Annotated in this window: 14 protein-coding genes; 9 read left to right on the forward strand and 5 right to left on the reverse strand. The window is 72.8% G+C overall.

Going from position 1 to position 17,879, the window contains the following annotated elements; translation table 11 throughout:
* The first annotated feature begins 10 nt into the window (after positions 1-10).
* Together AB0J55_RS05175 and AB0J55_RS05180 are read left to right on the forward strand one after the other, a co-directional pair.
* The gene (locus AB0J55_RS05175; protein ID WP_364242996.1) at positions 11-1,408 is read left to right on the forward strand and encodes an ATP-binding protein; all 1,398 of its coding nucleotides are present in this window, start codon (positions 11-13) and stop codon (positions 1,406-1,408) included.
* On the forward strand, positions 1,405-3,366 hold the full coding sequence (locus tag AB0J55_RS05180) for a VWA domain-containing protein (RefSeq protein ID WP_364242999.1): 1,962 nt from the start codon (positions 1,405-1,407) through the stop codon (positions 3,364-3,366). Before AB0J55_RS05175 ends, AB0J55_RS05180 begins: the two co-directional genes overlap by 4 nt.
* A gap of 34 nt (positions 3,367-3,400) precedes the next feature.
* Here AB0J55_RS05180 and AB0J55_RS05185 read toward each other — a convergent pair whose 3' ends face one another.
* The gene (locus AB0J55_RS05185; protein WP_364243002.1) at positions 3,401-4,660 is read right to left on the reverse strand and encodes an amidohydrolase family protein; all 1,260 of its coding nucleotides are present in this window, start codon (positions 4,658-4,660) and stop codon (positions 3,401-3,403) included.
* Positions 4,661-4,713: 53 nt separating this feature from the next.
* Between AB0J55_RS05185 and AB0J55_RS05190 the strand changes: the two genes are divergently transcribed.
* Both AB0J55_RS05190 and mshC read left to right on the forward strand, forming a co-directional pair.
* On the forward strand, positions 4,714-5,490 hold the full coding sequence (locus tag AB0J55_RS05190; protein WP_364243005.1) for a MerR family transcriptional regulator: 777 nt from the start codon (positions 4,714-4,716) through the stop codon (positions 5,488-5,490).
* Positions 5,491-5,515: 25 nt separating this feature from the next.
* A complete protein-coding gene (mshC, locus tag AB0J55_RS05195; RefSeq protein WP_364243008.1) occupies positions 5,516-6,754 on the forward strand; it encodes a cysteine--1-D-myo-inosityl 2-amino-2-deoxy-alpha-D-glucopyranoside ligase in 1,239 nt (412 codons plus the stop codon).
* 47 nt (positions 6,755-6,801) lie between these two features.
* Here the strand turns inward: mshC and AB0J55_RS05200 are convergent, their stop codons facing one another.
* Both AB0J55_RS05200 and AB0J55_RS05205 read right to left on the reverse strand, forming a co-directional pair.
* Entirely contained in the window at positions 6,802-8,433 is a 1,632-nt protein-coding gene (locus tag AB0J55_RS05200) for an ABC-F family ATP-binding cassette domain-containing protein (RefSeq protein ID WP_364243011.1), read from the reverse strand.
* A gap of 156 nt (positions 8,434-8,589) precedes the next feature.
* Positions 8,590-9,066: a MarR family transcriptional regulator gene (locus AB0J55_RS05205; protein WP_364243014.1), complete on the reverse strand. Its 477-nt coding sequence runs from the start codon at positions 9,064-9,066 to the stop codon at positions 8,590-8,592.
* 146 nt (positions 9,067-9,212) lie between these two features.
* On the opposite strand from AB0J55_RS05205, the gene AB0J55_RS05210 reads away from it, so the two are divergent.
* From AB0J55_RS05210 to AB0J55_RS05220, 3 genes are read left to right on the forward strand one after another with little or no spacing between them, the layout of a single operon-like run.
* Positions 9,213-9,800: a helix-turn-helix domain-containing protein gene (locus AB0J55_RS05210; RefSeq protein WP_364243017.1), complete on the forward strand. Its 588-nt coding sequence runs from the start codon at positions 9,213-9,215 to the stop codon at positions 9,798-9,800.
* Positions 9,797-11,059 carry an MFS transporter gene (locus AB0J55_RS05215; protein ID WP_364243020.1) on the forward strand — a complete coding sequence of 421 codons (1,263 nt, stop codon included), beginning with the start codon at positions 9,797-9,799 and terminating at the stop codon, positions 11,057-11,059. The genes AB0J55_RS05210 and AB0J55_RS05215 overlap by 4 nt, the downstream gene beginning before the upstream one ends.
* On the forward strand, positions 11,023-11,856 hold the full coding sequence (locus AB0J55_RS05220) for a metallophosphoesterase (protein WP_364243023.1): 834 nt from the start codon (positions 11,023-11,025) through the stop codon (positions 11,854-11,856). The genes AB0J55_RS05215 and AB0J55_RS05220 overlap by 37 nt, the downstream gene beginning before the upstream one ends.
* Here the strand turns inward: AB0J55_RS05220 and AB0J55_RS05225 are convergent.
* Positions 11,851-12,396 carry a CGNR zinc finger domain-containing protein gene (locus AB0J55_RS05225; RefSeq protein WP_364243026.1) on the reverse strand — a complete coding sequence of 182 codons (546 nt, stop codon included), beginning with the start codon at positions 12,394-12,396 and terminating at the stop codon, positions 11,851-11,853. The two genes, AB0J55_RS05220 and AB0J55_RS05225, sit on opposite strands and share 6 nt — an antisense overlap.
* Before the next feature lie 38 nt (positions 12,397-12,434).
* On the opposite strand from AB0J55_RS05225, the gene AB0J55_RS05230 reads away from it, so the two are divergent.
* Positions 12,435-13,370: a phosphotriesterase gene (locus AB0J55_RS05230; protein ID WP_364243028.1), complete on the forward strand. Its 936-nt coding sequence runs from the start codon at positions 12,435-12,437 to the stop codon at positions 13,368-13,370.
* 1 nt (position 13,371) lies between these two features.
* Here AB0J55_RS05230 and AB0J55_RS05235 read toward each other — a convergent pair whose 3' ends face one another.
* Entirely contained in the window at positions 13,372-14,277 is a 906-nt protein-coding gene (locus tag AB0J55_RS05235; RefSeq protein ID WP_003064933.1) for a PAC2 family protein, read from the reverse strand.
* 38 nt (positions 14,278-14,315) lie between these two features.
* Between AB0J55_RS05235 and metH the strand changes: the two genes are divergently transcribed.
* Positions 14,316-17,870: a methionine synthase gene (gene metH / locus AB0J55_RS05240; RefSeq protein WP_364243031.1), complete on the forward strand. Its 3,555-nt coding sequence runs from the start codon at positions 14,316-14,318 to the stop codon at positions 17,868-17,870.
* Positions 17,871-17,879: the final 9 nt, after the last annotated feature.

The following is a 17,879-nucleotide window of genomic DNA, read 5'->3' on the forward strand; positions in this document are numbered from 1 at the left end:
CGTCGAACGGGTGAACGCTGTTCCCGACGCTCTTCCCCGCACCGCCGGGGCCCTGCGCGCGGCCGGCTACGAGCCGCGCCCGATCGCCCGAGAGATCCACGACAACCTGCTGACCGCGCTGAAGAACGGCGAGGACGCCTGGCCCGGCATCGTCGGGTTCTCGCGCACGGTCCTGCCGCAGCTCGAACGCGCGCTGCTGGCCGGGCACGACGTCGTCCTGCTCGGTGAACGCGGCCAGGGCAAGACCCGCCTGCTGCGCACCCTGGCCGGCCTGCTCGACGAGTGGACGCCCGTCATCGAAGGCTCCGAGCTGGGCGAACACCCGCTGCAGCCGATCACGCCCGCGTCGATCCGGCGCGCCGCCGAACTCGGCGACGACCTGCCGGTGACCTGGCGCCACCGCTCCGAGCGCTACACCGAAAAGCTCGCCACCCCGGACACCTCGGTCGGTGACCTGATCGGCGACGTCGACCCGGTGAAGGTGGCCGAAGGCCGCAGCCTCGGCGACCCGGAGACCATCCACTTCGGCCTGGTCCCGCGCGCCCACCGCGGCATCGTCGCCATCAACGAGCTGCCCGACCTCGCCGAGCGCATCCAGGTCGCCCTGCTCAACGTGATGGAGGAGCGCGACATCCAGGTCCGCGGCTACACCCTGCGGCTGCCGTTGGACGTGCTGCTCGTCGCCACCGCGAACCCCGAGGACTACACCAACCGCGGCCGGATCATCACCCCGCTGAAGGACCGCTTCGGCGCCGAAATCCGCACGCACTACCCCCTCGACGTCGAGGCGGAGGTCGCGGTCGTCCGGCAGGAGGCGAACCTCGTCGCCGAAGTCGGCGAGCCGCTGCTGGAAGTCCTCGCCCGGTTCGTCCGGAACCTCCGGGAATCCACGGTGATCGACCAGCGCTCCGGCGTTTCGGCGCGGTTCGCCGTCGCCGCGGCGGAAACCGTGGCGGCCGCGGCCCTGCGGCGCTCGGCGCTGACGGGGGAGGAGCCCGCGGTGGCCCGCCCGGTCGACCTGGACGCCGTCCCCTCGGTGCTGCGCGGCAAGATCGAGTTCGAGCCCGGCGAAGAAGGCCGCGAGATCGAGCACCTCGTGCACCTGCTGCGCCTCGCGATCGCCGAGACCGCGCGAGACCGGTTCGCCGGTCTGGACCTGCGGCCGCTGGCCGACGCGGTCGGTGACGGCCACCTGGTCGCCACCGGCGAGCGCGTGCCGGGCAAGGACGTCCTCGAAGCGCTGCCGGAGCTTCCGGTGCTGCACGAGGTCGCCCAGCGCGCCGGCGTCGCCGCCGACGAGCCCGCCGGCCGGATCGCGGCCGCCGTCGAACTCGCCCTCGAATCGCTGTTCCTCTCGCGAAGGCTCGCAAAGGACTCCGACGACGCGACGACCGTCTACGGCCGATGACCGCGGTCCCGCTTCCCGACGGCTACTCCTACGGCCCGTGGCACGACGGGCCGGATCCCCTCGCGCCGCCGGCCGACCTGCGCGACGCACTCGACGAGATCGGCCAGGACGTCATGGCCGGAGCCTCGCCGCGGGCCGCGCTGGAGGAGATGCTGCGGCGCGGTACGAACCGCACCGCCGGCCTCGACGAGCTGACCCGGCGGCTCTGGCAGCGCCGGTCGCAGATCCAGCGGCGCAACAACCTCGACGGCACCCTGCAGGAGGTCCAGCGCCTGCTGCAGGAAGCCCTCGACGCCGAGCGCCGCGAGCTGTTCCCGGACCCGGACGACGACGCCCGGTTCCGGGAAGCCCAGCTCGACGCGCTGCCACCGGGCACGGCCGCGGCCGTCAACGAGCTGGCGAACTACGACTGGCAGTCCGAACAGGGCCGGGAGAACTACCAGAAGATCCGGGATCTGCTCGGCCAGGAGCTGATGGAGTCCCGGTTCCAGGGCATGAAGCAGGCGCTGCAGAACGCCGGGCCCGAGGACGTCGAGCGGATCAACGAGATGCTCGACGACCTCAACGGCCTCCTGGAAGCACACGCCCGCGGCGCCGAGGACATCCAGCAGCGCTTCGACGACTTCATGGCCAAGCACGGCGAGTTCTTCCCGGAGAATCCGCGGAACGTCGAGGAGCTGATCGACGCGCTGGCCGAGCGGTCGGCGGCCGCGCAGCGGATGCTCAACTCGATGTCCGCCGAACAACGCGCGGAACTCGCCGAGCTGACCCAGCAGGCCTTCGGCGACCCGCGGCTGGCCCAGCAGCTGTCCCGGTTGGACAGTCAGCTGCGGGCGGCGCGGCCGGGCGAGGACTGGACGGGTTCGGCGCGCTTCCGCGGCAACAACCCGCTGGGCATGGGCGAGGGCGCCCAGGCCATGCAGGAACTCGCCGAGCTGGACGCGCTGGCCGAGCAGCTCGGCCAGTCGTACCCCGGCGCGCGGCTGGAGGACATCGACCTGGAGGCGCTCGAGCGTCAGCTCGGCAAGGACGCGGGGGTGGACGCCCGCCGGCTGGCCGAGCTGGAGCGCGAACTGCGCCGCCAGGGCCTGTTCGAACGGGCCGCCGACGGTTCGCTCCGGTTGTCGCCCAAGGCGTTGCGGCGCCTCGGCGAGACGGTGCTGTCCGACATCGTGAACGCGCTGCGCGGCAAGACCGGCGAACGCGAAACCGAGTCGGCGGGCGCGGCCGGGGAGCCCACCGGCGCGTCGCGGCCGTGGCGGTTCGGGGACATGCAGCCCTGGGACGTGCCGCGGACCATCCGCAACGCCGTGCTGCGCTCGGTTTCCGTGGGGGAGCGGCAGGTGCGGCTCGACGTCGAGGACGTCGAAGTGGTCGAGACCGAGCACCGGACGCGCGCGGCGGTGGCGCTGCTGGTGGACACGTCGTGGTCGATGGTGCAGGAAGGGCGCTGGCTGCCGATGAAGCGCACGGCCCTCGCGCTGCACCAGCTGATCAGCACCCGCTTCCGCAACGACGCCCTGCAGTTGATCACTTTTGGCCGCTACGCGCAGTCGATGGAGCTGCCGGAGCTGGTCGGGCTGGAAGGCGCGTGGGAGCAGGGCACGAACGCCCACCACGGGCTGCTGCTGGCCGGACAGCACCTGCGGCGGCACCCGGACGCCCAGCCGGTGGTCCTGATGGTCACCGACGGCGAGCCGACGGCCCACCTGGAACCCGACGGCGAGGCGGTCTTCGACTACCCGCCCCAGCCACGGACCCTCCACAAGACACTGTCCGAAGTGGACCGGCTGGCCAAGCTGGGCGCGTCGATCTCGGTGTTCCGCCTCGGTGACGACCCGCGGCTGACGGCGTTCGTGGACCTGATCGCCCGCCGCTCGGGCGGCCGGGTGATCGCCCCGGACCTCGACGGCCTGGGCGCCGCCGTGGTCGGCGACTACCTGCGCACGCGACGCTGATCCCGGGCGGGCGCGCAGGCGCGCCCGCCCGGCGTCACAGGGTGATCCCCAGCCGGTCGCGGACGGCGGCGATCACTTTCTCCGTCTGCGCCCGGAGGGCGGCCAAACCGGCCCCCTCGTCGGCCGAGCCGACGTAACTCGCGAGATCCGCGCGCACCCCCTGCTTCCACACCGCCCTGAGTCGCTGCGTCGTCGTGATCTCCTCGTCCGGGCGGCCGTCGACCAGGACGAGGTCCGCGCGCAGGCCGGGACGGATCCGGCCGCGGTCGGCCAGCCCGAACGCGTCCGCGGGACGGGCGGTCGCCGCGGTCAGGGCAGCGGACGGCGAGAAACCCGCGCCCACGAGGTGCCCCAGCTCCCGGTGCAGGCTGGCACCGTGGACCGTGCCCGGGTTGGGCGCGTCCGTTCCGGCCAGCACCGGCACCCCGGCCGCGTGCAGCAGCCGGGCGTTCTCCCGGGCCACCGCGAAGTCCGGCAGCTGCGGCGGCAGCCACCGCTGCGCCTGCCGTTCGAGCACCGCGCACCACGCCGGGCCCAGCCGGGCCACGAGCGCGGGCTCGTCGAGCAAGGAGAAACCGGGAAAACCGTCGGCGATCGACAGCGTCGAGATCACCGCCACGCCCGCCGCGGCGATCGCGTCGACCTGACGAGGGGCCAGGGCGTCGAACGGGACGTGGGCCAGCACGTCCACTCCGGTGGGGAGCAGGTCCATGGCCGCGCGGGCGGTCGACACGTGTGCGGCGACGACCACACCGGCGGCGTGCGCGGCCTCGGTCAGCGCCGCGATCGTCGGCACGTCCGGTGACGGCATCGGCATCGGGCCGCCCGTGCCATCGTCGTAGAGCACCTTCAGATGCGTCGCGCCTTCGGCGAGACGGCCGGCGACGAACCGCTCGGCGTCCTGCGGGCCGGTCACCGTCGGGAAGGGCGCGTACATCATGCTCGGGTGCCCGCCCGGCGCCGTGGCTCCGACGCTGGAGGAGCGCACGTCGGCGCCGCCGGGGCCGGCGGCGAGGGCCTCGCGGACTGTGTCCGGCTTGCTGAACATGTCGAGCACGGTCGTGACGCCGAAGGTCAGCGCCTGCCGGGGCGCGCCGGGCAGCAGGTGCACGTGGGCGTCGATCAGGCCGGGCAGCAGGGTGCCGCCGCGGGCGTCCACGTGCTCGTCGCCGGGGCGGCGCAGGGTGTCGTCGCCGACCGCGTCGACGCGGCCGTCCGCGAGCCGGACGGCGGTGTGCTCGGTGCGGCGCTCGCCGTCGAAGATCCGGGCGCCGGTGATGGTGGTCGTGGTCACGGCGGCCACGGTAGAAGTTGACACCGTGTGAAGGTCAATTCCAAGGTGAACGGATGCAGTATTCGATCAGCCAGGTCGCGAAGGCGTCCGGCGTGTCGGCGCGGATGCTCCGCCACTACGACGCGATCGGCCTGCTCACCCCGGCGTCCGTGGCGGCGAACGGGTACCGCTGGTACGGCCGGTTCGAACTGCTGCGCCTGCAGCGCATCCTGCTGCTGCGGCGGCTCGGGCTCGGCCTGGCCGAGATCGGCGCCGTACTGGGCGAACAGGGCGACGAGGCCGCCGCGCTGCGCGGGCACCTGGCCCAGCTCGAACAGGAGCGGCGCCGCCTCGACCGCGTGATCGCCACCGTCGAGGAGACGATCGCCGACCTCGGCGACACCCGGATCGACGACCCCGGCCGGTTCTTCGCCGGCCTGCGCAAGGACGGTGCCGCCATGCGGCGGACCTACCGGGAGACGTTCGGCGAGGGGGCCGCGGCGGCCTTCGACGCCGCCCAGGCCGCCCAGGAGGGGCTCACCGCCGCGGACTACCAGCACGCCGCGGCGCAGAGCGCGGCGCTGTTCCGGCGGCTGGCCGCCGTCATGCGCTCCGGCGCGGCCCCCGACGACCCGGCCGCGCTCGACGCGGTCGCCGAGCACTACCGGTCGGTGAGCCACTTCTGGCAGCCGACGGCGCCGGCCTACGCCGCGCTGGGCGGGCTCTACCGGACCGATCCCCGGCAGCGGGAGCTGGCCGCACGGGCCGATCCGGACCTGCCGGGCTGGCTGGCGCGGGCCATCGAAGCCTACGCGCGCGTGAGGCTCGTCCCACCGCTCGGGAAGGCCTGACCCACCAGCCCTTACAGTCGAGGGTATGCAGACTTGGTCATCGGTCGACGTGCCCCGCATCCCCGGCACCCCCCGCCCGCTGCGGCTCCACGACACGGCCACCGGGCAGATCCGCCCGACCGCGCCCGGCGCCACCGCCCGGATGTACGTCTGCGGCATCACGCCCTACGACGCGACGCATCTGGGGCACGCCGCGACGTACCTCGCCTTCGACCTGGTGAACCGCGTCTGGCGGGACAACGGGCACGACGTCCACTACGTGCAGAACGTCACGGACATCGACGAGCCGCTGCTGGAGCGGGCCGAGCGGGACTCCGACGACTGGGTCGTGCTGGGCATGCGCGAGACGGCGCTGTTCCGCGAGGACATGGTCGCCCTGCGGGTACTGCCGCCGCGGCAGTTCGTCGGCGCGGTCGAGAGCATCCCGGAGATCGTCGAGGTCATCGCGAAGCTGCTGGCCAACGGCGCCGCCTACCGCGCGGACGACCCGGAGTTCCCGGACGTCTACTTCGACCACACGGCCACCGGCAGGTTCGGCTACGAGTCGAACTACGACGCCGAGACGATGGCGAAGTTCTTCGCCGAGCGCGGCGGTGACCCCGGCCGCGCCGGCAAGCGCCACCCGCTGGACGCGCTGCTGTGGCGCGTGGCCCGCGAAGGCGAGCCGTCGTGGGAGTCCGAGCTCGGGGCCGGCCGCCCGGGCTGGCACATCGAGTGCAGCGCGATCGCGGTCAACCGGCTGGGCCTCGGGTTCGACCTCCAGGGCGGCGGTTCGGACCTGATCTTCCCGCACCACGAGTACAGCGCGGCGCACGCCGAGGCCGTCGCCAAGGACGGGCCGTTCGCCCGCCACTACGTGCACGCCGGGATGATCGGCCTCGACGGCGAGAAGATGTCGAAGTCGCGCGGGAACCTCGTGTTCGTCTCCCGCCTGCGCGCCGACCGGGTCGACCCGGGCGCGATCCGGCTGGCCCTGTTCTCCGGCCACTACCGCGAAGACCGGCCGTGGACCGACGCCCTCCTCGCCGAAGCCGAAACCCGGCTCGCGCGCTGGCGCGAAGCCGTCTCGCTCTCGACCGCCCCGGCGGCGGAGGAGACCGTCACGCGGCTGCGCGACCACCTGTCCGACGACCTCGACACACCGAAGGCCCTGGCGGCGATCGACGCGTGGGCGAACGAGGCCCTGCGCCGCGACGGCACCGACCCGACGGCCCCGGGCCTGATCCGCGACGCCGTCGACGCCCTCCTCGGCATCGAGCTCTGACCCCGGAGGGCCCGGCTCACCACCGGGCCCTCCGGGTGTATAACGACCTATACGGCGACCGGTTGGCCCGCAGCCAGCTCCAGGTGGTCGCCTTGCCAGTCGCGGCGCAGCCACCGGTCGTGGGACGCGATGACGACCGCGCCCGGCGCCGTCTCCAGGGCCGCGAACAGCTCTTCCGCCAGGGTCAGCGAAATGTGGTTCGTCGGCTCGTCCAGCAGGAGCACGTCCGGTGGCTCGGCGAGGAGGATGGCCAGCGCCAGCCGCCGCCGCTGCCCGACCGACAGCGCCCCGACCGGCTGCCGCAGATCCCGGGACGCCAGCAGGCCGAGCCGGCTCAGCGGGGGAGCGTCCTCGCCGAGCGTGTCCCGGTAGACCCGGGCGGCGGTCCGCTCGGGTGAAGCGAACACGACGTCCTGCTCCAGCAGGCCGACCCGCACGCCGTGTCCGAAGTGGACCGTCCCGGCCGCCGGGGCCAGCCGGCCGGCCAGCACCGACAGCAGCGTCGACTTCCCGGCGCCGTTCCCGCCGGTGACGAGCAGCCGGGCCGAGCCGTCGACGTCGAGCCGCGGCAGCCGCAGCCGTCCCGGAACTTCCAGTGCGCGTACCGAAATCGCCGGGCCGTCGCCGGTCGCGCGGCCGGTGAGCTCCGCCCGGAACCGCAGCGGCGCCGGGGGTTTGCGCACCTGGTCGCGTTCCAGGTGCTCCAGCCGCTGCTCGGCGTCGCGCACCCGCCGCGAGATCGTCTTCTGGACGCGGGCGCCCTTGAAGGCGTGGATGAACTTGTCGTTGTCCCGCGGGCCGCGGCCGTAGGCGACGTTCCGCGCGGTGACCGCGACGGTTTCGCGCAGCTCCTTCAGCTCCTCCTGCTCTTCGGCGTAGCGCTGCTCCCACCGGGCCCGCTCGGCTTTCTTGTGGCCGAGGTAGGCGGTGTAGCTGCCGCCGTAGCGGACCGCGCCGCCGGCCTGGCGGTCGGCCGCGGCCGGGTCGAGGTCGACGATGTCGGTGCAGACGGCGTCGAGGAACACCCGGTCGTGCGAGGACAGCACCACGATCCCGGTCAGCTCGGTGAGGTGGCGTTCCAGGAACGCCATCGCGGTGTCGTCGAGGTGGTTGGTCGGCTCGTCGAGCAGCAGCGTCTCCGGCTGCCGGACCAGCAGCGCGGCCAGGCCGAGCCGGGACCGCTGCCCGCCGGACAGCGTGCCGAGCCGCCGGTCCGGTTCGACGCCGCCGAGGCCGAGCCCGTCGCAGACGAGCTTGGCGCGGCGGTCGGCGTCCCACAGGTCGTGGGCCTGGGCCCACTCCAGGACGCGGCCGTACTCCTCGAGCACGCCCCCGTCGTCGGGCCGGTCGGTCATGGCCGCGGTCAGCTCGTCGAGCCGGGCCGCCGCGGTGCGGATCTCGGCGAGGGCGTCGTCGATGACGTCGGAGAACGTGGCGTCCATGGGAAACGGCAGTTCCTGCACCAGGAATCCGACGTCGGGGCCGCGGAGCACCTCGCCGGAGCGGGGTTCTTCCAGCCCGGCGAGCAGGCGCAGCAGCGTGGACTTGCCGGTGCCGTTCTCACCGACCAGGCCGAGCCGCTGCCCGGCCGACGCGGTCAGGGAGACGCCGTCGAGGACGACGCGGGTGCCGTAGCCGAAGACGACGTCCTTGGCCTGCAACGGAAAAACGGGAGACATGTGCGATCACCGGGCCCTGGGGGAAGAAAGCGGATATCCACACCGGGCGTCGTGGCACGCGGGAGCGTCGGCTCGACCGGGTGCCGCCTCAGGCGGGATGGGCGCGGTTCAGTTCCTCATAGTGGAACCAGGTTAACGCAACATCAGTAGAGTTAGTCAACTCGTTATGGCCTGGGTCACATCCGGGAGCTCGCTCGTCGACCGTTCGGCCGCCGCGGTGCCGTCGGTGAGGAACTCCAGCAGCGCCGTCAGCTGACGGCGGTCGAAGCGGGCGAGGCGTTCGCCGACGAACCGGGCCATCGGCGCGTAGAGCTCGGCGAGCTCGGCCATCCGGTCGGGCAGCGGCCGGACGACGAGCCGCCGGCGGTCGGCGGGATCGGGGGCGCGCTCGGCGAGCCGGTGCCGTTCCATCCGGTCGAGCAGCCGGGTGAACGCGCCCGTGCTCATCCCGAGCAGCCGCGCGAGTTCCGACGGCGAATCGCTGACCCCGCCGTGGAGCAGGTGCAGGCAGTGCAGCTCGGTCGGGGTGACGCCCATCCGCTCGGCGACCGCGGCGTGGAAGAGTGCGGTCGAACCCACGAAGCGGGGGAGGGCGAGGGCGGCGGCGGTGGCGAGTTCGCGCTGGTCGGGCAACGTCCATCCAAGGTCGGGTCACGACGCAGTCACTGCCCGGTGCAGTCACTGCACCGCGAAGGATAGCGAAGCCGATTGACAAAGCCGCAGGCGGGACCAAGTATGAAAGAGAGCTTTCGAAATACTTCTTTCAGATTGGACGACCGATGGCCGGGCTGCCGCCGCGCAAGCGGATCGAAGACGTCGAGCTGCTGCGGGCCCTGGCACACCCGCTGCGGTCGGCGCTGCTGAACCACCTGACCGCCGTCGGCCCGCGCACCGCGAGCGAGTGCGCCGAGGCGGTCGGCTCGACGGCGTCCAACTGCAGCTGGCACCTGCGGCAGCTGGCCCAGTACGGCCTGGTCGAGCGCGCCGAGGGCGAAGACGGCCGCGAACGGCCGTGGCGCGCCCGGCAGGTCGGCCTGGAAATGGGGGAGCTGGCCGACGACCCGGCGCACCGGGCGGCGCAGCTGGGCGTCGTCGGCGCGACGCTGACCCACGAACAGGAGCTGACCCAGCGCTACCTGGACTCCCTCGACGACCTCGCCCCGGAATGGCGCGCCGCGACCGGGCTGTCCACCTACGCCCTGCGCGTCAGCCCGGCGGAGCTGACCCGGCTGACCGAGGCGATCGACGCGCTGCTCCGCCCCTACATCGGCGCCATCCGGACCGACGCTCCCGCGGACGCGCGTTCGGTGCACGTCGGCCTGCGGGCGTTCCCCCGCATCGAGCACTCGGGAAAGGCGGAGGAATGAAGCAGCTGCTGGGGGTGCCTGCGTTCGCGCGGCTGTGGGTCGCGGCGTTCTTCGGCGAAACGGCCGAGTGGATGCTGCAGGTGGCGCTGCCGGTCCACGTCTTCCAGCGCACCGGCTCCGCCGCGACGACGGCGCTGAGCATCGTCCTCGGCCTGCTGCCCGCGGTGCTGCTCAGCCCGGTCGCCGGGGTCGTCGCCGACCGGTGGAACCGCCGCGCGGTGCTGTTCGGCGTCTGCCTCGGGCTCGCCGTCGTGGCCCTCCCGCTGCTGGCCGAGCCCGGCGTCGCCGTGGTGTACGCCGTGATGGCCGCCCAGGCGGCGCTGGCCTCGGTGTTCGAACCGGCCCGCAACGCGCTCGTGCCGGAGCTGGTCGGCGTCGCGGACGTGACCGCGGCGAACGGGCTGATGAGCGTGAACGGCAGCGTCGCCCGGCTGGCCGGCGGCTGGGCGGGGGGTGCCCTGCTGGGTTCCGGCGGGCTCGCCGACGTGGTCACCGGCTACCTGGCCGTGCTCGCGGTGGCTGCGGCCCTGCTGGCCAAGCCGTTCCGCCGGGTCGCCGCGTCCCCGCCGGCGCCCGCGCGGGAACCGGTGGTCCGGGCCTGGCTGGACGGCCTGCGCGAGCTGGTCGGCAACCGGCGGCTGCGGCGCACCGGTGCCGCGCTGGTGTTCACCTCGCTCGCGCAGGGCATGTTCCTGGTGTTGTTCGTGGTCTACGTCCTGCAGGTGCTCGGCGGCAGCGAGGCCGACGTGGGCCTGCTGCGGGGCGTGCAGGCGCTCGGCGGGCTGGCCGCCGGGTTCGCTCTGGCCACGGTCGCGCGGCGAGTCGCGCCGGCCGCCCTGCTCGGCTGGGGTTCCCTCGCGCTGGGCCTGCTGTCCGCGGTGATCTGGAACCTCTCGCTGGTCACGACGGCGTTGGGGGTCTACGTCGGGCTGTTCGTCGTGGCCGGCGCACCGGGCGTGGTCGTGGGCGCCGGGACCCTGTCGGAGATCCAGAGCGCGGTCGCCCCCGAGCGCGCCGGACGGGTGCTGAGCACGACGTTCGCCGCCATCGCCACCTGCACGACGGCCGGCGCGTTGCTGGCCGGGACCCTGGTGGCGACGACCGGGCCCGCCGTGCTGCTGAACGTCCAGGCCGGGGTCCACGTCCTCGCCGGTGCTCTGATGTTGGTCCGGAAAGGCGGGATCCGGCCGGCTTCCCCGCCCGCGGTGGCTACGGTGGAGGGGTGCCGCACCTCTTCGCCACCAGCGACCTCCACGTGACCCACGAGGGCAACGGCCCGATCCTCGACTCGGTCGTCCCGGAAACCCCCGAAGACTGGCTGCTCGTCGCCGGCGACGTCGCCGAGCTGGCCGAAGCCACCATCGGGACGCTGAAGACCCTGCGCAGCCGGTTCGCGAAGGTCGTCTGGGTGCCGGGCAACCACGAACTGTGGACGACGAAGAACGACGACTGCCAGCTGCGCGGGCAGGCCCGGTACGAGTACCTGGTCGAGCAGTGCCGCGAGATCGACGTGCTGACCCCGGAGGACGAGTTCCCGGTCTGGCGGTCCGGTCCGCGGCCCCTGACCATCGCGCCGCTGTTCCTGCTCTACGACTACAGCTGGCGGACCCCGGAAGCCGAAGGCAAGCCCCTCGAGGAAGCCCTGCGGCAGGCCCGCGAGGCCGGGGTGGTCTGCACGGACGAGTACTTCCTGTACCCGGACCCGTACCCGAGCCGCCAGGCGTGGTGCGAGGACCGCCTGAAGATCAGCACCGAGCGCCTCGACGCGATTCCCGACGACCACGGCACGATCCTGATGTCCCACTGGCCCCTGCACCGCCACCCGACGGCGCCGCTGTACTGGCCGGAGTTCGCGCTCTGGTGCGGCACGACGAAGACCGAGGACTGGCACGTCCGCTACCGCGCGGAGATCGCGGTGTACGGGCACCTGCACATCCCGCGCAGCACGGAGGCCGACGGCGTCCGGTTCGAAGAGGTTTCGCTCGGCTACCCGCGGGAGTGGCGGAAGCGGGCGCGGGGCGCGGTTCCGATGCGCCGCATCCTCTGGCCGTCATGATTCCTCGCGCCGCCGCTCCCTGAGGGCGCGGACGCGGCCGCGGCTGGCGCAGGCGGGGGAGGGGCACCACCGCCGCCGTCCGCCCGGGTCGGCGAACACCCCCCGGCAGTCCTGCTCGGGGCAGGCGCGCAGGTCGTGCCGCAGGGGTCCGGTCAGCCAGTCCGCGGCTTGGTGGGCCAGCCGGCCCAGCGCGTCGGCGGCGGTCGCCGGGGCGCTCCGCTGGAGCCGGTCGAGCGCGGCCAGGTGCACCGGCTCGGTGTTGAGGAAGGGCCGCAGTGCGCTCACCTGGTCGGCGCCGGGCGGAACTCCGTCGAGCGCGCCCAAGGCGAGTTCGCGCAGCGCCTCGCGGAGCTGGTGGGCCGCGCGCACGTCGGCGTACGTGACCGGCGCGAGCGGGGTCAGCTCGGAGCGGGCCAGCCACTCGCGCAGCTGCTCGACGGTCATCATGCGCTCGACCGGCTGGGCCCCGAAGTGGCGGCCGCGGGTGGCGAGCAGGTTCAGCCAGGGTGCGCCCATGTCGAGGCGGAAGTCTTCGGACACCTCGCCATCGTAACGGTTGAGACGTTACACTCGCGATCGTGACTGGGGAACCCAAGGTCCGCACGGTGCTGGGTGACGTCGATCCGGCCCAGCTCGGCGTGACGAACTCGCACGACCACCTCTTCTTCGCCTCGAAGCTGCTGCCGGGCCAGGAGCTCGACGACCCGGCCGCCGCCGCCCACACGCTCCTCGAGTTCAAGGCGCGGGGCGGGGACGCGCTCGTCCAGTGGACGCCGTACGGCCTGACCCGGCGCACCCGCGAGCTCGCCTGGATGGCGGAGCAGATCGGCGTGCACGTGGTCGCGGCCACCGGCCTGCACCGCGCGGAGCACTACGCCCCGGTGATCCTCGGCCGCGTCATCGACGATCTGGTCCAGGAGTTCGTCGCCGACCTGACCGAGGGCACCCAGCCCGCCGACCTGCCCGACGAGCCGCGGACCGGCCCGCGTGCCGGGCTGATCAAGGTGGCCGGCGCCTTCCACACGATCGATTCGCACGCCCGGCTGACGATGACCGCCGCCGCGGTCGCCCACGAGGAGACCGGCGCGCCGATCGCCGTGCACCTCGAACTCGGCACGGCGGGCCTGCAGACGGCCGAACTGCTCTGCGACAAGCTCGACGTTTCACCCGACAAGGTGATCCTCGGGCACCTCAACCGGAACCCGGACCCGCCGCTGCAGCGGGAGATCGCCGAGACCGGCGTGTTCCTCGGCTTCGACGGCCCGTCGCGGGCCAACCACGCCACCGACTGGCGGCTCTTCGACGGCCTCGAAGCGCTCGTCGAGGCCGGGCACGGCGGGCAGATCCTGCTCGGCGGCGACACGACCACCGCCGCCGCGCGGGACCAGCCCGGCGCGTCCTACCTGCTCACCACGCTCGCACCGCGGCTGGCCAGGCAGCTCGGCGGTGACGTCGTCACGGCCATGCTGGTGGCGAACCCCGCCCGGGCGTTCGCCACCAGCTGGCGCAAGTGACTCAGCGCAGGCCGAAGCCTTCCTGCCCGCCGCCGCGGCCGCGCCGGCGCAGGTAGCGCTCGAACTCCGCGGCGATCTTGTCGCCGCTGACGTCCTGCTCCGCCACCTCGGTCTGGGCGTCCCCGCGCTCCTCGAGGCTGCGGACGTACTCGCTGATCTCCTCGTCCTCGTCGGCCATCTCGGTGACCGTGCGCTGCCACTCCTCGGCCTGCTCCGGCAGCGCCCCCAGCGGGATCTCGACGTCGAGGATGTCCTCCAGCTTGTGCAGCAGCGCCAGCGTCGCCTTCGGGGACGGCGGGTGCGACACGTAGTGCGGCACCGCGGCCCAGATCGACACGGCCGGGATGCCCGCCTGCACGCAGTAGTCCTGCAGGATCCCGACGATCCCGGTCGGTCCCTGGTAGTTGTTCAGGTCGAGCCCGTAGAGCGACGCGGTGTCCTTGTCGTAGGCCGTCCCGGTGACCGGGACCGGCCGGGTGTGGGCGGTGTCGGCGAGCAGCGCACCCAGCGTCACCACGGTGGCGACGTCCAGTTGCTTGATGTGGTCCAGCAGCTCGGCGCAGAAGGCGCGCCAGCGCATGTTCGGCTCGGGGCCCTGCACGAGGACGACGTCCCGGTCGAACCCGTCCGGCCGGCACACCGACAGCGTCGTGGTCGGCCAGTCCACCCGGCGAGTGACACCGTCCACCATCCGGACGGTCGGGCGGCTGACCTGGAAGTCGTAGTAGTCGTCGGGCTCCAGTTCCGCCAGCGGGGTGGCGTCCCAGTTCAGCTGCAGGTGCTCGACCGCCCGGCTCGCCGCGTCACCGGCGTCGTTCCAGCCTTCGAAGGCGACGACCATCAGCGGCCGGGTGGGTTCGGTGCGGTCGCCGGGCGGCCGCGGGGTCTCGTCGACGGGCTCACTCACCGGACCAGCCTACGACCACCGGCCTTACGCTGTTCAGCATGTCCGACCGCCTGTCGTCACCGTTCCTGCTCGCCCTGCAGTCCCGCGTCCTGGTGGCCGACGGGGCGATGGGCACCGCCCTGCAGGCCCACGACCTCGCCCTGGACGATTTCGCCGGTCTCGAAGGCTGCAACGAGATCCTCAACGTCACCCGGCCGGACGTGGTCCGCTCGGTCCACCGCGGGTATCTGGAGGCCGGCGCGGACGCCGTCGAGACCAACACTTTCGGGGCCAACTTCGCCAACTTCGCCGAGTACGGCATCACCGGGCGGATCTTCGAGCTCGCCGAGGCCGGCGCGCGGCTGGCCCGCGAGACCGCCGACGAGTTCGCGACGCCGGACCGCCCGCGGTTCGTGCTCGGCTCGGTCGGCCCGGGCACGAAGCTGCCGACCCTCGGCCACGCGCCGTTCACCACACTGCGGGACGCCTACCGCGAGGAGGTCCGCGGCCTGCTCGCCGGCGGCGTCGACGCGGTGATCGTCGAGACCACCCAGGACATCCTGCAGACCAAGGCGTCGATCATCGGTGCGAAACGGGCGATGGCCGCCGAGGGCAGGCACGTGCCGATCCTCGCTTCGATCACCGTCGAAACGACCGGCACGATGCTGCTCGGCACCGAGGTGGGCGCCGCGCTGGCCGCGCTGGAGCCGCTCGGCATCGACGTCATCGGGCTCAACTGCGCCACCGGGCCGGCCGAGATGAGCGAGCACCTGCGGCAGCTGGCCAAGCACGCCCGGGTGCCGCTGTCGGTGATGCCGAACGCCGGCCTGCCGGAACTCGGCCCGGACGGCGCGGTGTACCCGCTCGGCCCGGAAGCGCTGGTCGAGGCGCTGACCGGGTTCGTGCGCGAGTTCGGCGTCGGCCTGGTCGGCGGCTGCTGCGGGACGACCGACGAGCACATCCGGCAGCTCGCCGAGGCCGTGGCCGGCACCGCGCCGGTTCCGCGGCGGCCGCGGCCCGAGCCCGGCGTGTCGTCGCTCTACCAGGCCGTGCCGTTCAAGCAGGACGCCAGCGTGCTGATGATCGGCGAGCGGACCAACGCCAACGGATCGAAGGCCTTCCGCACCGCGATGCTCGAAGGCCGCTGGGACGACTGCGTCGAGATCGCCCGCGAACAGACCCGCGACGGCGCCCACCTCCTGGACCTGTGCGTCGACTACGTCGGCCGCGACGGCACCGCGGACATGGCGGAACTGGCCGGGCGCCTGGCCACCGCCTCGACCCTGCCGATCATGCTCGACTCCACCGAGGTCGCCGTCCTGCGCGCCGGGCTCGAACGGCTCGGCGGCCGCTGCGCGGTCAACTCCGTCAACTACGAGGACGGCGACGGCCCGGAATCCCGGTTCACCCAGGTCATGGAGCTGGTCAGGGAGTACGGCGCCGCGGTCGTCGCCCTGACCATCGACGAGGAAGGCCAGGCGCGCACCGCGCAGAAGAAGGCCGACATCGCGAGCCGGCTCATCGCGGACATCACCGGCAACTGGGGGCTGCGCACCTCCGACGTCATCGTCGACGCCCTGACCTTCACCATCGCGACCGGCCAGGAGGAATCCCGCCGCGACGGCATCGAAACGATCGAAGCCATCCGCGAGATCAAACGCCGCCACCCCGAGGTCCAGACCACGCTCGGCCTGTCGAACATCTCCTTCGGCCTCAACCCGGCCGCGCGGCAGGTGCTCAACTCGGTGTTCCTGCACGAGTGCGTCCAAGCCGGGCTGGACACCGCGATCGTGCACGCGTCCAAGATCCTGCCGATGGCGCGGATCCCGGACGACCAGCGCGCGGTCGCCCTCGACCTCGTCTACGACCGCCGCCGCGAGGGGTACGACCCGCTGCAGGAGCTGATGGCCCTGTTCGAGGGCGTGAGCGCGGCGTCGTCGAAGGCGTCGCGCGCCGAAGAGCTGGCCGCGCTGCCGCTGTTCGAACGCCTGGAACGCCGGATCGTCGACGGCGAACGCAATGGCCTCACCGACGACCTCGACGCGGCCCTGCAGCAGCGGCCCGCCCTGCAGATCATCAACGACACGCTGCTGTCGGGCATGAAGACCGTCGGCGAGCTGTTCGGCTCCGGGCAGATGCAGCTGCCGTTCGTGCTGCAGTCCGCCGAGGTGATGAAGGCGGCCGTCGCCCACCTCGAACCGCACATGGAGAAGGGCGACGACTCGGGCAAGGGCCGGATCGTGCTGGCCACCGTGCGCGGCGACGTCCACGACATCGGCAAGAACCTCGTCGACATCATCCTGTCCAACAACGGCTACGAAGTGGTCAACCTCGGCATCAAGCAGCCGATCACGACCATCCTCGACGCGGCCGACGAACACGGCGCCGACGCGATCGGCATGTCCGGGCTGCTGGTCAAGTCCACGGTGATCATGAAGGAGAACCTCCAGGAGATGAACTCCCGGGGCGTCTCCGCGCGCTGGCCGGTGCTGCTCGGCGGCGCCGCGCTCACGCGGTCCTATGTGGAGAACGACCTGACCGAGCTGTACCTCGGCGACGTCCGCTACGCGCGGGACGCGTTCGAGGGACTGCGGCTGATGGACGCGATCATGGCCGCCAAACGCGGCGAATCGCCGCTGGTGGACGCCGACGCGGAGAAGAAGCGCCAGGAGCGCAAGGAACGCCGCGAACGCTCGCTGCGGATCGCCGAGGCGCGCAAAGCCCGCAAGGCCGGCGAGGAAGCCCTCGAAGGGCCGCCGCCCGCGCGCTCGGACGTCGCCACCGACGTGCCGGTGCCGAGCCCGCCGTTCTGGGGTTCGCGGGTGGTCAAGGGCGTCCCGCTCGCCGACTACGCCGCCATGCTCGACGAGCGCGCGACCTTCATGGGGCAGTGGGGGCTCAAGGGCGCCCGTGGCGGCGCCGGGCCGACGTACGACGAACTCGTCGAGACCGAAGGCCGGCCGCGGCTGCGGTACTGGCTCGACCGGCTCACCGCCGACGGCGTCCTGGCCCACGCGGCCGTCGTCTACGGCTACTTCCCGTGCGTCGCCGAGGGCGACGACCTGGTCGTGCTCACCGAACCTTCGCCCGACGCGCCGGAACGGCTGCGCTTCACGTTCCCGCGGCAGCGCCGCGACCGGCGGCTCTGCCTGGCCGACTTCTACCGGCCGCGGGAGTCCGGCGAGGTCGACGTCGTGCCGTTCACCGTGGTCACCATGGGCCAGCCGATCGCCGACTACGCGAACGAGCTGTTCGCCGCCGACGCCTACCGCGACTACCTCGAGGTCCACGGCCTCGGCGTCCAGCTGACCGAGGCGCTCGCCGAGTACTGGCACTGCCGCATCCGGGGAGAGCTCACCTTCCCCGGCGGTGTGGCGGTGGCCTCAGAGGACCCCGACGACGTCGAGGACTTCTTCAAGCTCGGCTACCGTGGAGCCCGGTTCTCCCTGGGCTATGGCGCCTGTCCCGACCTCGAAGACCGGGCGAAGATCGTCGCCCTCCTCGAACCGGGCCGGATCGGCGTCAAGCTGTCCGAGGAGTTCCAGCTGCACCCCGAGCAGTCGACCGACGCGATCGTCTGCCACCACCCGGAAGCCAAGTACTTCAACACCTGAGGGAGACTC

Origin of the sequence: Amycolatopsis sp. NPDC049688 (assembly GCF_040674975.1) — a bacterium.
Taxonomy (GTDB): Bacteria; Actinomycetota; Actinomycetes; order Mycobacteriales; family Pseudonocardiaceae; genus Amycolatopsis.

Excerpts from the sequence above, each read along its gene's own strand:
- AB0J55_RS05180 (WP_364242999.1), top strand. The coding sequence starts at position 1,405 with ATGACCGCGGTCCCGCTTCCCGACGGCTACTCCTACGGCCCGTGGCAC.
- AB0J55_RS05190 (WP_364243005.1), top strand. The coding sequence starts at position 4,714 with ATGCAGTATTCGATCAGCCAGGTCGCGAAGGCGTCCGGCGTGTCGGCG.
- mshC (WP_364243008.1), top strand. The coding sequence starts at position 5,516 with ATGCAGACTTGGTCATCGGTCGACGTGCCCCGCATCCCCGGCACCCCC.
- AB0J55_RS05200 (WP_364243011.1), bottom strand. The coding sequence starts at position 8,433 with ATGTCTCCCGTTTTTCCGTTGCAGGCCAAGGACGTCGTCTTCGGCTAC.
- AB0J55_RS05210 (WP_364243017.1), top strand. The coding sequence starts at position 9,213 with ATGGCCGGGCTGCCGCCGCGCAAGCGGATCGAAGACGTCGAGCTGCTG.
- AB0J55_RS05215 (WP_364243020.1), top strand. The coding sequence starts at position 9,797 with ATGAAGCAGCTGCTGGGGGTGCCTGCGTTCGCGCGGCTGTGGGTCGCG.
- metH (WP_364243031.1), top strand. The coding sequence starts at position 14,316 with ATGTCCGACCGCCTGTCGTCACCGTTCCTGCTCGCCCTGCAGTCCCGC.